The following is a 15,271-nucleotide window of genomic DNA, read 5'->3' on the forward strand; positions in this document are numbered from 1 at the left end:
ACCTCCTATTCTACAAGCTTAATAAATTTCCAAGTTCCCTTTTTCACAGCTGCTACACCGCTACTGTTAAAGCAGCCTGCTTCACTAAAGCCGAAATCAATAACTACTGTGGCTTTTTTATTTATATATCCCCACTTTTTCCCGTCATATACAGCGGCAAAACCGTTTGAAAAAGATTTTGCGTTCCTATATTCGGTCATTAACTCAATTTCACCGTTCTTATTTGCAAAACACCATTTATTATTCATTTTAACCGCTGCAATGTCATCAGATACAAAGGCTTTTGCATCATCAAAACCTTCGCTTCCCTTCATATTTCCGTCCAAATCAAAAATATGATACTTACCGTCAAGCTTTGCAATATATACATTCTGTGAAGTAGCAAAACCTAAATCATCCATTATCACATCATCATATATAAAATCTGTAACCTGTGAAAAATCATTTTTTATAACAGCCCATTTACCATCTTTTTTTACCGCTGCCCTCTTATTTGCAAATCCTCCTGCAAAATCATAGGTCAACTCAATGGCTTTTTTTGCATACTCATCCATATAAGAATACTTTTCCCCCGTCTTATAAGGAGCCAACTTGTTTCCAAATACACCAAGTAAATCCACTTTAAAGTCAGGTAAAAGCTTTTTATATCCGTTTTTTTCTATGTAATACCACTCACCGTCTTTACAAACAGGGGCATAAATTGGATCCTTACCATATGGTAATATATCATCATATTGAGACTTTATCTTTTCACTGCCATCCGACTTCATCAGTCCCTTTTTATCATTATTTGTGAATACATAAAATCCGTTGTAGAATTCATCTATAGAAGCTCCTGCAAAATAAATTTCCGTATATACGCCTCTAAGCTTTCCCTGCAATTCCAAAAACTCATCATCATTCGGTTGTCTTTCAAGATAAGCATTTACAACTTTTAGAGCATTAGCACTTTGCTTTCTTTCAATATAATAATCGACGACCTTTTTTGTTATTTCTTTCGGATAATTATAATCTTCCAAAATCATACTTCCCTGCTTCTCAAATTCTTTATATTTCTTTAAATTGAGATAATCATCAAGAATCGCCTCTTCTACCGGCAGCTTATCCTTAGTAAATTCCAGCGCCTTCTTATATTGATCTAGTGCATCTATATAAATTTCTTTTTCATCAAAAGCTTTGGCATTTGACATATGTTCATTATAGTTTTTACGTTCTCTTGCATTGCCGCCTATTATATTGCCCCAGCCAAGTACCAACAGTAAGATTATTGCAGGTACCAATATCTTTTTCATTGTCATATACAGCTCCTAAAATCCCAGTAACATACATGCAGTTACACCGAAAGCAATAAAAGGTGCAAAAGGTATTTCATCCTTTGTAGTTGCCTTTTTTGTAAACACCTTAAACAGACCGTATAATGCAATGGATACAAGTGATACTATCAATACGCCCATTAAAGTATAAGTTCGTAAGTAAAATCCCAGTGCACCTACAAGTTTTATATCCCCCATTCCGACACCGTTTTTACTGATTGCCTTACTTATGACAAAAAGACCGCTACCTATCAGCATTGCAACAGCAGAATCTATAAATATTGCCAATGCCTCAATTGTATTTGTAAATACATTTATCAAAATAAATATGCAGGAAACACTCAGTATAAATACAACCGCCTCATTCGGTATTATCTTTTCTCTGTAATCAATTCCGGCAATTATTAAGGAGACTGATATTACTGTCAAAGCTCTAAATGATTTAAAAATATCGTAAGCGTATATCCTATATAAGATACCTATAGTAATTCCTATCATCAAATATGTAATTATCAAAAGTACATTTTGCCCTGAATAAATATTGCCATACCTTTTCTTGTACATATACAGTGTAACAGCATACGTTATCAACATAAAAACTACGCAAAAAATCAAGTTCACCATCACATGTATCTCCTATTCTGTCGTATATAGTTTCAGTTCCATGCCGTTTTCTCTTGCATATTCCGTTGCAAGAATTATTGCCTTTTGCTGATCAATACTCAATTCCTTATTTCTTACTACAAGATAATAATATTTTTTATTGTATTTATCAGATGTAATGTCACCTTCCCAACTGAAGTTTTTAAGTATTTTCATATCTTTTTTTATCGCACTTAAAAATTTTTTACCGTCCTGATACTCTATTAAATCTGTATCCATGCTATGAGTTCTGGCTATGTATCCTTCTTCCTCATTAAATATACTTATACTTTTGTATATACTTGAATCAAGATTTCTCTTTACAACGGTATTATTGTAATTGCTTATCTCTTCGCCTCTCTCTTTGGTGCTCTTATCCCATACCGAAGCCGGTATATTCAGCCTGTTACTTGGTGTTACTACCGGAGTTACATTATCGAAGTCATCTGCTTCCCCCGGTATATCCTCTGCACCGTCTTCAAGTGCGGCACCTGCAACAGCTCCTCCTGCCTCATTAGGCTCATTAAAGCTTCCGTCTCCAATCCACGCTCTGGTGGATGCCGTATTTTTCAATATAAAATCAAATTTATCTATAAACGGTAAAGGTATTCTTATCTTGTATGTGGCACTTATTTCAATGCTTTGCATATCCAAAAAGAAGCTGGATCCCCAGTAATTTATCCCGTTTTTTCCACCCTGTACTCCCAACTTTTCCAAATATCCGTTTGGAAAACTCTGTAAATACTTATTGGTCACTGCTCTACTTATAGGCATTGCAACGGCCAGCTTTACAGCATCATATGCACCGTCTTTTATAACCGCCAATATTCCGTTAAAAATAGCTTTTTCATCAGAAAAATAGTTGGTAACGGAAGTGTGCATTGCCTGTCCTGTATCATATATCTCCTGTGCACTCTGTCCCACACTGTTCATTTGAGATAAAATATCTTCAGGATATTGCTCTGTTCCTTCATCCAATATGTTTGAAGTCACATCAGTTGCATTTTCCAGACCGTTTGCACTGGCATTGAAAAATACCTGTACAGTATTAAGCATTTTCTTTGTTTTATCGGTAAATTCACCCGCCTCACTTGATGCACCCTGTCCTATATTATGTACTCCAAGTTTCTTTGCTATATAAGCATACTCGGATACCTGCTTCGCAGTTTGGTCTATAGCATTTTGTATACTTGTATATGCCCTGTAAACATTAATCATACTTAAAATTGCAATATACGATGCAATAAAAATCATAAGTATAAGGCTTGCTTCCACCGTAATAAAACCTCTTTGCCTGTATCTATCCATTAGTTTGCTCCTTAGTGTGGCCGGATAAAGCTACTCAAATTAAAACTATTTATCCAGTTTCCAATAATCATCCAAGCTTATAAGTGTTTCCATAGAAGCTTTTGTTGATTTTTTCAGCTTTTCATAGTTTTCTTCCATAGTCTTTGCTTCTTCTTCATTTGACATATCAACAGGTCTTACACCCCATATTGCCATTCCCATTCCATAGCCTTGATTATCATCAGCCGGATATGCACCTGCTCCTTCCGGACTGAAATAGTAATATGCTATATATCCGGCTCTTACAAGTTCAGGAAATCTCGTATTGGAAGCGTCCTTTCTTGTTACATCTATATGACCTTCCTCTTTTATAAAATCTACACCGTTATAAGTAACCTTCTCTGTGTTATCTACTATAACTTCATACTGTTGTTCTGAATACATTTTGTACATTCTTCCATCTTCTAAAAAAGCATCCCATAGGGTCGTCAATCCTTTCATTATATGTGGTATTTTTTCTAAGTTCTCGCTATATTCTATGTCCCAAATTATTTCAGTATCTTCTTTACTTACACATTGCTGTTGAAAAAAGCATGATGCTAGTTCGCCTTTATTCTCATTAAACCCGAATATAAGCCAATTTGTTTCAAAAAAACCTGCCTTAGGAAACTCACTGTCTGCCATAAGATCTATGCCACCTATAGTTCCCAAAGTTATAGGATATTCAAACTTATTTTTCTTCACCTGTTTTTTTCCTGTTTCTTCAACTTGACTTTCTTTTGTTGTACTTTCAGCGGTCTCAATATTAGCTATACTTGTATTCGACTTACTACATCCGCTTCCGATAATACTTGTTGTAGCCAATACACCTATAAGTAACATTCTTTTTATATTCTGCATAATCTTTTTGGCTTATAGCCAACCTCCTTTTAATATCCCAATACACCTTTGTAATCTATAGGGTATCCAAATTCTCCTTTTAAATCGAATTTTTCATTTTTAAAATTAAATGCATCCAAGTGTATAAATACAGGTTTTATCTGTGTCTTAGCTTCTACCTGTAGTAGTACTGTAGCTTCCTGCATAGAAAATCCTTCTCCTGCATAGTAGAGTGATCCCTCCTTACTTGCATTTGTCTGTATAAGATTTCCCATCCTGCAGATTACGCTCGGCTCATCCAGTAAGTACTGTATAGCAAGAAAAACCATAAGATAATCCTTATAGCTCATATTAAATGTGCTTGCCTTTGTCTTATCAAAACCGTTAAGTTCAAGCTTATCCTTTCCTTCTCCTATACTAAGGGCATCTCCACCTGCACCTTCAAATTCTTTATTGAACTCATTTATTTTATTATTTATTGCTTCCTGTGCATTGCTGTTTGCTGCATCCAGAGCACTTCCTACACTGTTCTTAAGCTTTTCTTCAAGCTGAGTTTTATCAATAACAGAATTTATGGTATCAATTAATCCTTTTTTTCTTTTCTTAAAATAATCTTTAATATTTTCATTTATACTATCTGTTAATTGATTTACATTCTCACTTGTAATACCTGATGTCTGCATCACAGCCTCTATGAGCTTATCTCGACTGTCATTTGTATTAATAGTCTTAAATGCCTTAAGCTTTGCCTGTGCAACCAAACCTCCGGTTGAAACTTCAGCTTCCAAATCAGCCTGTATCTGGTCAAAGCTTTCCTTTAGTGCAGCTTTAAGTCTTTCTTCCAGCCCGTCTCTTGCATCTCCAACCTGTGCCATACACCATAATACTTTCTCCTGTATAGGTGTCTGTATCGACGTTATAATAGTATCTGTAGACGTATCCACCATATTGTCTACATAATCTTCCAGAGTAGTATTGAAATCCTCTTTCATATCATCCGTATACTCATTCATCTTCTTATATAGCTGACTTGCAGCCGTCTGTGCCACGGCTTGAGCCATACCGCTGAATCTTGATCTCCATACATTCGGGTTTTTATAAAGCGGTACCGATTTTCCCGACACCAAGTCATTGATATCCAACGCACTTTCAGTCAATGCTGCTGCAATCAGTAATACATTCTGAACTATCGGTACTCCAAACCCTGTCCAACCTGCAATGGCGGTAGCCATTGCAAATGTCTCATTTCTTAAAGCACTGTCACTTGTATACGCATATATTAAATTTAATAAAAGTCTTATACCGAATATTCTTGTTTGTACACCGGACACATTTTCATTCAATTTAGGATTACCAAGAAGTATATACTCCTGCTCAGCTCTGTAAGCTTCATTGTTTTTTTCACTGAAAGGCACTCCCGACAAAGTCTTTTCATTTGTGATACCGCCATCTTCCCTGTTTGTTGTATAGCAGCTGAACATTGTCGTAGTATATGCCATCAGATAAAGCTTATCTCTTCCGCCTACCAGTATGTCTCCGATTCTGTCAAATCCGGAAACAGCTTCTTTTGAGGCCTTCAAAGCATTGTCAGCCAATTCCTTATCACCACCGCTTTGAAGTGATTCCATTGTATTTGAATTCATTATCTGTGCCGCCTGTGCACCTATATTCATTACATCAGCTATTCTTACCGGACTTATTTGTACAGGTTCCGGAGTATTATCAACATGTGATCCGTTAATCATCTCATCTCTCTTGTTTTTCTGCTCCGAATCACCTTCCGGCTTTGTCGCCACACTGTTTCTTTCAAGGAATGCAAAAAGCGGATCTACATAATACTTTCCGTCTGTGTCTGTCATACCGGAAGTTACGGAATCCATATCATAGCACTCTACCCCAATATAGTTTCGCAGTCTTGGATTTATGTATCCAAATTCAGAGTCCACCACTTTATATCCCTTATCCTCTTCATTAGTTTCAACTACCTTTTGTATCTTGGAAGGAATACTGTTCTCAAAATCCAGAAATACAAGTCTACTGTCCTCTGTAGGAATATAAGCTCCCAATGTATGTATTGCTACCTGTTTTGACTCAATTTCACTGTTTGTAGCCAATGTATCCGTGTTTGTCAATCCGGATACATATGATATTATGCTGTTCACCCAACCGTCATCCGTATCACCTGATGTAGCCGGATGTATCCCCGCGTATTCAAATTTTTCCAGATTTGCTATTACTTTATTTGAATAGTCTATCGATCTCTCAAATATTTTTGTCATTTCATTGACATAGCCTTCAATAACCGCCTTTGTCTTGGTGTTATAATCCTGACGCATATCATTTTTTACACCCGACTCCGCCATATTACCGATATTGATATCCCAATTATTAGCTATATCTTTCAACTCCTTAGCCGCTGTCTTAAGTTTTAGGAGTTCTCCTCGAACACCTTCCGCTTTCTCCTTAAGTCCTGTAAACCACAGATAGTACTCCCTTGCAGTCCTCATTTGAGGTGTGGCAAGAAGTTTAATATCATTTTTAAGGTCGTTCATGTACTTATCTCTAAGATTGTTTACATTATAATTTGGACCTAAAGGAGCGCTTGAGAGTTCCGAACTGCCGTAATTGTCAGGTACAACCTCATTTACACCTGTTTGTTCCCAATCACCGACAAATTTTTTATCATACCATTCCTTAATGTTTTTCCAATCTTCCTCCAAAGCTTTCAATTCCGCTTTTAAACTTGCAATTTCCGAGCTGTAGTCGTTTTCTTCATCACTTTTACTTATATAACTTGCAATTTCACCGTTTATTCTTATTTTCTCGCTTTCATAATGATCCTGTGCAAGATTAAATCTTTTAACTACAGTTTGAAATTCATATACCTCAGTCTTATATAGATTATAATAATTCACATAATCACCGAATCTATTGTACTCTAAAGAAGCATTCCCTCTTGGCGTTGACATCCAGTCTCCATATGATAAAGAACTTGTAACCATATGAAAGTCTGTTTTTAATTCACTTATATCATTTTCAAAATTTTCCATTGAATAATGAATATCTCCACCTTGCGCATCATTGTTACTGTTACGCCAATATTTATCCTGCTCAAGTTTTGACAGCTTTTCCACCTGTACATATGCCAGTGCATCCCTTGTGGCATATTGAAAATTATTGTCTCCTAAGACATAAATATCATCCTTTATCTCCTTTGGAGTCTTAAAATTACCGGTCGGATTTATCAAATAATCCTCATACTCTCTTGAAAGAGCATATATCCTTAAGCAAAGATCCTGAATGTCCTTTAGCTTTTTTTCGTAATCTCTTTTGTTTTCCAATACCTTTTGCTGATCAGGTAAAGATTTTAAGATATTCATCTTCTCCAAAAATCCATACCCTATCACTGCCGGTGCTCTAAACTTCATATAATCAAGCACCTGTGCCCTAAGCACGTTTGCATTGGAAAGATTTGCTCCTGCCGCCTGACTTACCTCAAAACTTCCGTCAGTCAGCTTCATTTGCATAATATCTGAAATCTCGTTTCCACCGCTTCCTGATAATGCAATATCAACAAGCTCTTTTACCAGGCCTTGATCATGCAGGCCGTTGCTTTTTAATGTAGCATCAAAATATACTTCCAGATTATTTCGTAACTCAGTCATATTCTTAGAAATAGCAAACAGTCCGTATGTATCCTGTAATACCGAATTATAATATGTCAATCCTGCATTGAGTGCCATATCTCCGGCACCCGATACTATATTTCCGGCAAGTATTATTCTGCCGCCATCAACCAAAACAGTGGTAAATATTATAACCACTGTTAAGATAAGTGACATAAATATGGTCAGTGAACCATGTTTGTTATAAAAGATTTTCATATTGTCACCTGCCTGTTCCACCCAGTTTATCTCTTAATGTCTTTAATTTATTTACATAGACATCGACCCTTTCCTTTAAATTAAATTTCTCTAAAAGGAAATCTATGAGATCCGCTCCCAGGTCGATGTCTCTGACAAATTCCGTTGCATTGGAGGAGAATGCATAACTTGATTCCTTAAGCTCAATTTTTTCCGGAACACCTACACTTTTAAGTGCCTTACCCAATCCGGCAGGCAATTTAATTCCGTACTTGATATTGACTTTTACTGTAGGTGTTATTATCCCCGTGAACTCTATATCGGAATCTACACTCAAACCGCTAACCATGGTATATTTATATAAAAGCGTATTCAGTTTTTCTTCAAAACCGTCTCCGATTTCATCCTTACTTCTGAAAAAACCTGCGTAGAGTTCCCTATCCTTATAATAACTGTCAACTCCGTCCGTACCCGGAAAACTCATTACGTCTATATCTATACCACCACTTATCGGTGCGAGATATTTTTCGTATCCGGGATATGCTCCGTCTCTTGCGGCTTGCGAAGCAATCTTTGCACCGGCAAACTGTACCAAAGTCTGCTCAAGCTTTAAAAGCCCCAAGATAAGCATTGCAATTATAGTAAATATGAATAAAGGATATATTATTGCCGCTTCTACCATCAAAGTACCACGATTGTTTTCACCTCGCATATCTCCTCCTTGGCTCAATATTTTATGGTGTACTGTTAGTACTGACGAAACCGCTAAGTTTATCCAGTATTTGACCGACTATATCCTTTAGCCTGTCGTGAAATAAAGTTGCAAGTGCTATTATGATAACTATAAGTACCATAACCGCAACCATATCGGATGCTCCACGCTCTTCTTTCTTAAAAGCCTCAACAGCTCCGTTAAGTTTCATTGTCTGTGTAATAAAAAACAGATCAATAAGTTCAAACATTTTTTCCATCTTGTTTCTCCTCTCTTTGAAAGTTTTTAGTTATGTAAAAGCTTTAGTCGACTTTCAGCTCAAACATCAAAATCTGAGACCGGCAAACATAGGCACCATTATCAAAATGAGTACTCCTAAAAATATAAGACCTATCGGCATTATCAATTTACTGCTTGCCTTTTCACCCTTTCTTTTTACTTCATGCTTTTTCTCTTCCCAAGCTTCATTGCTCATATCTCTAAGAAAAACAACCACTTCACCGCTTCCTTTTTGCAGATTCTGTATCATCATTGTTGAAAACTTTCTAAGAGACTTTATAGAGCATCTCTCTCCGAAAGTCTTATAAGCTTCCACCTCCTGAATTCCGTTACTCAGCTCCAAGGCGGTGTTTCGCATTTCCTGATATAAAATACCTTCATTTGTAGCTGCCACCTTCATCCATGCCTCTCTTATAGGCACACCTGCATTTACAAGCAATGTAAGCTTTGAGAGCATTCCCGGATAATCCCTTAAAAGCTCATCCCTTCTTGAGTTTATCTTGTCATTTAACAATTCATCCAAATACCATATCATCATTGCGCTTACCGCCACTCCGGCTATTACCAGTTTAAAATTTCCGCTTATTCCCGTTATCATAAACATAAGTAGAGTTAGCACTATTCCGAATGTAATCTGTCCGCCTCGCAGTATATAAAAATAATAAGGTCCGTATTGTTTTCCGTATATTTCCGAAATAAGCTTGATCTTTCCTCTTGAATTTTTACTGTTCATATCAAAATGTATCAGCTCCATAAGTCCAAATCCGATATAATATATGTCAGACAACGGATACTCACCCTCAGGTATTCCCGATAATACATCTTTAAACTTTTTACTGAATCTGAAATGTAAGTAAAGTACAAACAATGCAAATATTGTTACCAATATCATTACTATCATATTTTTACATCCTTATATTCACTATTCTTCTTCCCATCATATAGGCTCCTGCAAACAATCCTATTGCAAATATCTTTACCATCACTGTAAAAGCCGTATTTGCCGCCGCAGACATAGTTCCCATTCCGCTAAGTGCAATCATTATTACAATAGGCATTACCATCATAATGTTTAATTCATTTTCCTTTTCAGTAAGAATGGTCTTTATTTCCATCTCTATTTCTATCTTGTCATTGATTATCTTTCTGCTGTCCCATACAACCTGCTTGATATCTCCGCCCTGTCTGAGTCCCGACTCAAATGTAGCCGCAAAGCTTGCAACATCATCAAGTCCGCATCTGTCCGCAAAGTCCTTTAACAAATCCTCAATAATTATATTGTTTGTCATTCCGGCTATTATTATTCTGGTTTCATTTACAATATCGGATTTTTCACCGTAAAGACTTAGTAAATCTTGATAACTTTCCGCAAATGCCTCCATAGTATTCTTTCCGGAAGAATAAGATGTTGTAAGTGCCTCAAGCAGATCTCTAAACTCAACAAGCAAGTCTCTTTGCCTTTTTTCTTTTCTGTATTTTCTAAAAAAATGTATCGCAGGGATTCCACAGATAATTCCCGATATTAAAGAAACACTGAATATTCTAAAGAAGACCATTATTACTACAAAACCAAGTGCAAAACCAATTGAAAATCCGACAAGATAATCTACCAATCTCATGTGATATATATGATAGTCATCGGCATTTCCCATAAGACCGTGATTTTCTATATAAGTATCCGACTTACTTTTCAGTATTCTTTTTATCATTAAATAACTCCTTTATATCCCATGAGCCTCAGTTTGAATGTATTCTTTAAAGGATTCTTTGTTCTCTTAAGCTCACCTACCACCTTATCCATGGTGCTTTCTTCACTTTCCTCAAATACATACAGGGGATTTAGTTCTATCTCACCGTCCTTTAATCCCATAACCTCCGATATTTCCATAGTCTTTCTACTATGATCTCTAAGCCTTGAAAGATGTATAATTATATCCACCGCCGAAGATATCTGCTGCCTTATAGCTTCAAGAGGTAGACCTTCAGCACCCATAAGTACCATAGTCTCCATTCTGCTAAGCATATCTTTTGTAGAATTGGCATGTCCCGTGGAAAGTGAACCGTCATGTCCTGTATTCATTGCCTGCAACATATCAAGTGTCTCGGCACCTCTTACCTCACCGACTATTATCCTTTCAGGTCTCATTCTTAAAGATGTCTTTATAAGATCTCTGATTGTGATCATTCCCTTTCCTGAAGAGTTTGAATTCCTCGTCTCAAGCTTTACAAGATTTTCTATACCGACTATTTGAAGTTCCGCAGAGTCTTCTATAGTGATTACTCTTTCCGTCTTCGGGATATAGTTTGATAAGGCATTTAAGAAAGTGGTTTTACCGCTTCCTGTGCCTCCGCTTATAAATATATTGTATTTTGCTTTTACCAATGTTTCTAAAACCTTGGCTATTTGTGGTGTAATGGATTTATATTTTATGAGTTGCTCCACCGTCATAGGTGTCTTTGAGAATTTACGAATAGTTAAAGTAGGCCCTTTTAATGCTACCGGAGGTAAAACCACGCTCACTCTTGATCCGTCCGGAAGCCTTGTATCTACAATAGGATTTGATTGATTTACCTCTCTACCGGCTCTTCCTACAATACGCTGTATTATATCTTCCAGTTTTCTTTGGCTGTCAAAACTTTGTTTCAGTCTTTCAATCTTTCCGTTTCTCTCAATGAAAATCTCGTCTGTACCGTTTATCATGACCTCCGTAATATCATCATCCTTTATGATCATATCAAGAAGCCCCAGACCTCTTATTGATGAATAAAGCTCATCTGTTAAATTTACTCTTTCTCTGATTGAAATATAGACATCGCCCAATTGCTCACTGACCAGCTTTTCTATTTTTGAATAAAGCTCTTCGTCCTTTAACCTGCTTAAATCGAAATATTTAGATATGTATTCTCTCGCTTGATATAAAAAAGCTTTTCGTTCCAAATCGTTCATGCTGCTCTCCTTTAAACATAATATACAATTATATCTAATCCATTCTACGTAATAACTACAATTTGCAAAAAAACTTTATGCCACGATTATATCGACCTAACGGTTTAGTGTCAATATAGCTTACTCATCTTTGTGAATATTTTTTTCTCATACCTTAATTCATTGTCTATACTGTATAAAAACATATTGTAAATTTTGGTGCTAACTTCTAAAAAACTACGCTCCGGCGTAAGAAAACCTTAATAATTTTTGACATGTAACACTAGATTAGTACAGTAAATTATGCTATACAATTACATTGTTGAGCGTTTTTATATTGCCTATTTTGCATTCTACAAACTATTAATATGCTATAATACAGATAAACAGGGAGGATGAAATGAATTTAATATTTGAACTTACTAATGAGCAAAGAAAATATCTGGGGCTTAATCCTGTAGAAGAGCACTGGGAACTTGTAAAGTTTGATGACAATATTTATCACTATTTTGAAGGTGATACTATTAAAAAAGAGATAACAGTCAGTGAAAACTATTATCATGAATCTGAACTAAATGAAAAGACGGCAGAAAACCGTACAATGATACTTCCAAAAACTAAAAGAGGTAAAATCAAAAAGTTTAATTATACCGCAGTTCAATCTTTTTCACCTTTTGGAACTTATTTTACCTTTTCTACAGCTCAGGTAATTATTGCAAATTATACCACACAGAGGACTTATTATTCGGAAAGCTTTCCGGAAAATGAAAATATAACAATTGATAAACTAAAGAAATGGCTGGATAAATGGATAGAGGAAACTACTGAAGAAGATTTAAAAGAAATAGAAGAATTTAAAAACACAAAAAGAAAACATTGCAAATTCAAAGAAGGTGATTTCTTTGCTTTTAAGCTCTCAAGAAGAGAGTGGGGATTTGGCAGAATCTTACTTGATGTCGCCAAGCTGCACAAGGATGAAAATTTCAAGAAAAATAAAAATTACGGCTTAGCACATCTTATGGGAAAGCCTTTAATAATCAAAGTCTATCATAACATAAGTGATACTAAAAATATTGATTTGGAAGAATTATCAAGGTGCCATGCTTTGCCTCCACAGGCTGTTATGGATAATATTTTTTACTATGGTGAAGCCGTTATTTTAGGAAATTTACCTTTGAGGCCGGAAGAAAATGATATGTTTATTTCAGTCAGCGAAAGTATAAGCGCTACAGATCCCGATATTGCATATTTGCAGTATGGACTTATCTATAAAGAAATTCCTCTGTCCGATTATCTGAAGCTTATCAAGGAATTAAACATAGGTCCTCAGACTCTTAGAAGAGAAGGCATCGGTTTTGTAATAGATACTTATAAATTAAAAGAATGTATCGAAGCAAAATCCAATTCTCCGTTTTGGGAGAAATACAATAAAAAGAATGTGCCTGATTTGAAAAATCCTGATCATATAGAACTCAAAAGAAAAGTTTTTAAAGCTTTCGGACTTGATGCGGATAAGAGTTATGAGGAGAATTTGAAAGAAGCTAAATTTAAAGATGAATTGGAAAAAGGATATGCGGATATGAAAGCCGGAAGAACGAAAAATGTGAATGAAGTCTTTGCAGATATTCGAAAAGATTATGGTCTATGATATATGAAATAAAATTATCTAAACAGTCTGACAGAGATTTGAGAGAAAACTTTGAGTATATTGCTTTTGATTTACAATTACCCACTGATTTGTTTATTTATATTAAATCCTATAATATAGATTTCAAAAGAAAAGTTTTGAATTATAATCTAAACTATCAATTTATGAGAATATTACAAAATGTTATTTAAAAAATATCCTGACAAAACCACAAAGCTAAAACGCCTTGTATTTGTCAGGATATTTTTATTTTGTACTATATACTCCAAGTTTCTTTGCTATATAAGCATATTCGGACACCTGCTTTGCAGTCTGGTCTATAGCATTCTGTATACAAGTATATGCCCTATATACATTAATCATACTTAGGAGTGCTATATACGCCGCAATAAAAATCATAAGTATGTTTGCTCCTTAGTGTGGTCAGATAAAACTGTTTAAATCAAGACTATTTATCCCGGATATTTTAATAGGCTTTTTTATGAATCTTCCAGTAATCATCCAAGCTTATCAATGTCTCCATAGAAGCTTTTGTTGATTTTTTCAGCTTTTCATAGTTTTCTTCCATAGTCTTTGCTTCAGCTTCATCCGACATATCTACAGGTCTTAAACACCATATTGCCATTCCCATTCCATAGCCATTAAGGTCATCGGCAGGATTTGAACCGGCTCCTTCAGGACTGAAATAATAATATGCTATATATCTGCCCCTTACCAGTTCAGGGTGATCAGTATCGGAAGGATCCTTTTTTGTTACATCTATATGGCCTTCCTCCTTTATAAAATCTACACCGTTATAGGTAACCTTTTCAGTATTATCTACAATCACTTCATATTGCTGTGCAGAGTACATGTAAAACATTCTTCCATTAGCTAAAAAATCCTCCCATACACCCTTCAACCCTTTTAAGATTCCGGGTATTTTTTCCAAATCCTCACTGTATTCTACATGCCATATTTCTTCCGCAGATGTTTTATCAGTACATTCACGTTGATAAGAACAGGAAGCAAGTTCACCCTTATTCTCTTCAAAGCCTAATATACTACCGGCACCTGCAGGAAAATAACCCGCCTTAGGAAACTCACGGTCTGCCATAAGATCTATTCCGCCTATAGTCCCAAGCGTCTTACCATATTCAAACTCTTTTTTCTTTGCAGACTTTTGTGTGGTTTCTTCCACCTTACTTTCTTTTGCAGTAGTTTCACTATTTGCGGTACTTCCTGTACTTCCTGTACTTGTATCAGACTTACCACATCCGGTTCCGATAATACTTGCTGTAGCCAATACACCAATAAGCAACATTTTTTTTACATTCTTCATTTTCTTAATTTCGCCCAAAAGGCATCCTCCCAATTACATTAAAAGGGGATGTGAAAAAACTCGATTGAGTTTTTTCGCATCTTCCTTTTTGCCTTTATTTTGTATAAATGGCTGAAATCATACGCAAAAAAAGCGCAGTTCCCCTATCCCATAGAAATTCTTTTTTTGAATCTATGCGGCAGTTCTGTTTCTCATCTTTTTTTTCTGATATTTATATAAATTATGGCCTATCGCCACGAGTAAAACTTCCAGTTTGACTGAATGAATACCTCTTCGGACAATTCTCTTGTACCAACGGTCGTTTTTCATAATTCCGTAAGTGCCTTCTGCTTGTATCGAACGGTTCATTCGTAATAACGCACCATGGATACTTTCTAGGTTTTCAATTACTTCCTGATGCA

The 15,271-nt window shown here is 35.8% G+C and carries 14 protein-coding genes; 1 reads left to right on the forward strand and 13 read right to left on the reverse strand.

Annotated elements, in window-relative coordinates:
- Positions 1–5: 5 nt before the first annotated feature.
- The 10 genes from HMPREF1140_RS02720 to HMPREF1140_RS02765 form a co-directional block, all read right to left on the reverse strand.
- A complete protein-coding gene (locus tag HMPREF1140_RS02720) occupies positions 6–1,298 on the reverse strand; it encodes a WG repeat-containing protein (RefSeq protein WP_009662379.1) in 1,293 nt (430 codons plus the stop codon).
- Between the two features lie 9 nt (positions 1,299–1,307).
- Positions 1,308–1,937 carry a prepilin peptidase gene (locus HMPREF1140_RS02725; protein ID WP_009662361.1) on the reverse strand — a complete coding sequence of 210 codons (630 nt, stop codon included), beginning with the start codon at positions 1,935–1,937 and terminating at the stop codon, positions 1,308–1,310.
- A 12-nt stretch (positions 1,938–1,949) separates the two neighbouring features.
- Positions 1,950–3,263: a hypothetical protein gene (locus HMPREF1140_RS02730; protein WP_009662316.1), complete on the reverse strand. Its 1,314-nt coding sequence runs from the start codon at positions 3,261–3,263 to the stop codon at positions 1,950–1,952.
- A 45-nt stretch (positions 3,264–3,308) separates the two neighbouring features.
- Positions 3,309–4,142 carry a hypothetical protein gene (locus HMPREF1140_RS02735; RefSeq protein ID WP_035619768.1) on the reverse strand — a complete coding sequence of 278 codons (834 nt, stop codon included), beginning with the start codon at positions 4,140–4,142 and terminating at the stop codon, positions 3,309–3,311.
- A 29-nt stretch (positions 4,143–4,171) separates the two neighbouring features.
- On the reverse strand, positions 4,172–8,005 hold the full coding sequence (locus HMPREF1140_RS13675; protein WP_009662342.1) for a DUF5702 domain-containing protein: 3,834 nt from the start codon (positions 8,003–8,005) through the stop codon (positions 4,172–4,174).
- Positions 8,006–8,009: 4 nt separating this feature from the next.
- Complete coding sequence (locus HMPREF1140_RS02745; RefSeq protein WP_009662357.1) at positions 8,010–8,696, reverse strand: TadE/TadG family type IV pilus assembly protein; 687 nt, start codon at positions 8,694–8,696, stop codon at positions 8,010–8,012.
- A 22-nt stretch (positions 8,697–8,718) separates the two neighbouring features.
- Positions 8,719–8,955, reverse strand: a complete 237-nt coding sequence (locus HMPREF1140_RS02750) for a Flp1 family type IVb pilin (protein ID WP_007593238.1) — start codon at positions 8,953–8,955, stop codon at positions 8,719–8,721.
- Positions 8,956–9,021: 66 nt separating this feature from the next.
- Complete coding sequence (locus HMPREF1140_RS02755) at positions 9,022–9,876, reverse strand: type II secretion system F family protein (RefSeq protein ID WP_009662341.1); 855 nt, start codon at positions 9,874–9,876, stop codon at positions 9,022–9,024.
- A 4-nt stretch (positions 9,877–9,880) separates the two neighbouring features.
- Positions 9,881–10,684, reverse strand: a complete 804-nt coding sequence (locus HMPREF1140_RS02760; protein WP_009662311.1) for a type II secretion system F family protein — start codon at positions 10,682–10,684, stop codon at positions 9,881–9,883.
- Positions 10,684–11,922: a CpaF family protein gene (locus HMPREF1140_RS02765; protein ID WP_009662315.1), complete on the reverse strand. Its 1,239-nt coding sequence runs from the start codon at positions 11,920–11,922 to the stop codon at positions 10,684–10,686. Before HMPREF1140_RS02765 ends, HMPREF1140_RS02760 begins: the two co-directional genes overlap by 1 nt.
- A gap of 379 nt (positions 11,923–12,301) precedes the next feature.
- Between HMPREF1140_RS02765 and HMPREF1140_RS02770 the strand changes: the two genes are divergently transcribed.
- Positions 12,302–13,549, forward strand: a complete 1,248-nt coding sequence (locus HMPREF1140_RS02770) for an immunity 26/phosphotriesterase HocA family protein (protein WP_009662390.1) — start codon at positions 12,302–12,304, stop codon at positions 13,547–13,549.
- Between the two features lie 246 nt (positions 13,550–13,795).
- Here the strand turns inward: HMPREF1140_RS02770 and HMPREF1140_RS13385 are convergent, their stop codons facing one another.
- From HMPREF1140_RS13385 to HMPREF1140_RS02780, 3 genes are all read right to left on the reverse strand, one after another.
- On the reverse strand, positions 13,796–13,948 hold the full coding sequence (locus HMPREF1140_RS13385; RefSeq protein ID WP_009662329.1) for a hypothetical protein: 153 nt from the start codon (positions 13,946–13,948) through the stop codon (positions 13,796–13,798).
- Between the two features lie 67 nt (positions 13,949–14,015).
- Positions 14,016–14,870 (reverse strand): hypothetical protein, encoded by an 855-nt coding sequence (locus HMPREF1140_RS02775; protein ID WP_035619774.1) that lies wholly within the window; start codon positions 14,868–14,870, stop codon positions 14,016–14,018.
- A gap of 171 nt (positions 14,871–15,041) precedes the next feature.
- Positions 15,042–15,271: transposase (locus tag HMPREF1140_RS02780; protein WP_051000432.1), on the reverse strand; the 230-nt coding region annotated here is incomplete at its 5' end.

The organism is Lachnoanaerobaculum sp. ICM7 (assembly GCF_000287675.1).
Classification (GTDB): Bacteria; Bacillota; Clostridia; order Lachnospirales; family Lachnospiraceae; genus Lachnoanaerobaculum.

What these genes read in the sequence shown, in the direction of transcription:
- HMPREF1140_RS02775 (WP_035619774.1), bottom strand. Translation starts at nt 14,870, where the DNA reads ATGAAGAATGTAAAAAAAATGTTGCTTATTGGTGTATTGGCTACAGCA.
- HMPREF1140_RS02760 (WP_009662311.1), bottom strand. Translation starts at nt 10,684, where the DNA reads ATGATAAAAAGAATACTGAAAAGTAAGTCGGATACTTATATAGAAAAT.
- HMPREF1140_RS02720 (WP_009662379.1), bottom strand. Translation starts at nt 1,298, where the DNA reads ATGACAATGAAAAAGATATTGGTACCTGCAATAATCTTACTGTTGGTA.
- HMPREF1140_RS02735 (WP_035619768.1), bottom strand. Translation starts at nt 4,142, where the DNA reads ATGCAGAATATAAAAAGAATGTTACTTATAGGTGTATTGGCTACAACA.
- HMPREF1140_RS02765 (WP_009662315.1), bottom strand. Translation starts at nt 11,922, where the DNA reads ATGAACGATTTGGAACGAAAAGCTTTTTTATATCAAGCGAGAGAATAC.
- HMPREF1140_RS02770 (WP_009662390.1), top strand. Translation starts at nt 12,302, where the DNA reads ATGAATTTAATATTTGAACTTACTAATGAGCAAAGAAAATATCTGGGG.
- HMPREF1140_RS02725 (WP_009662361.1), bottom strand. Translation starts at nt 1,937, where the DNA reads ATGGTGAACTTGATTTTTTGCGTAGTTTTTATGTTGATAACGTATGCT.
- HMPREF1140_RS02730 (WP_009662316.1), bottom strand. Translation starts at nt 3,263, where the DNA reads ATGGATAGATACAGGCAAAGAGGTTTTATTACGGTGGAAGCAAGCCTT.
- HMPREF1140_RS02745 (WP_009662357.1), bottom strand. Translation starts at nt 8,696, where the DNA reads ATGCGAGGTGAAAACAATCGTGGTACTTTGATGGTAGAAGCGGCAATA.
- HMPREF1140_RS13385 (WP_009662329.1), bottom strand. Translation starts at nt 13,948, where the DNA reads ATGATTTTTATTGCGGCGTATATAGCACTCCTAAGTATGATTAATGTA.
- HMPREF1140_RS02750 (WP_007593238.1), bottom strand. Translation starts at nt 8,955, where the DNA reads ATGGAAAAAATGTTTGAACTTATTGATCTGTTTTTTATTACACAGACA.
- HMPREF1140_RS02755 (WP_009662341.1), bottom strand. Translation starts at nt 9,876, where the DNA reads ATGATAGTAATGATATTGGTAACAATATTTGCATTGTTTGTACTTTAC.
- HMPREF1140_RS13675 (WP_009662342.1), bottom strand. Translation starts at nt 8,005, where the DNA reads ATGAAAATCTTTTATAACAAACATGGTTCACTGACCATATTTATGTCA.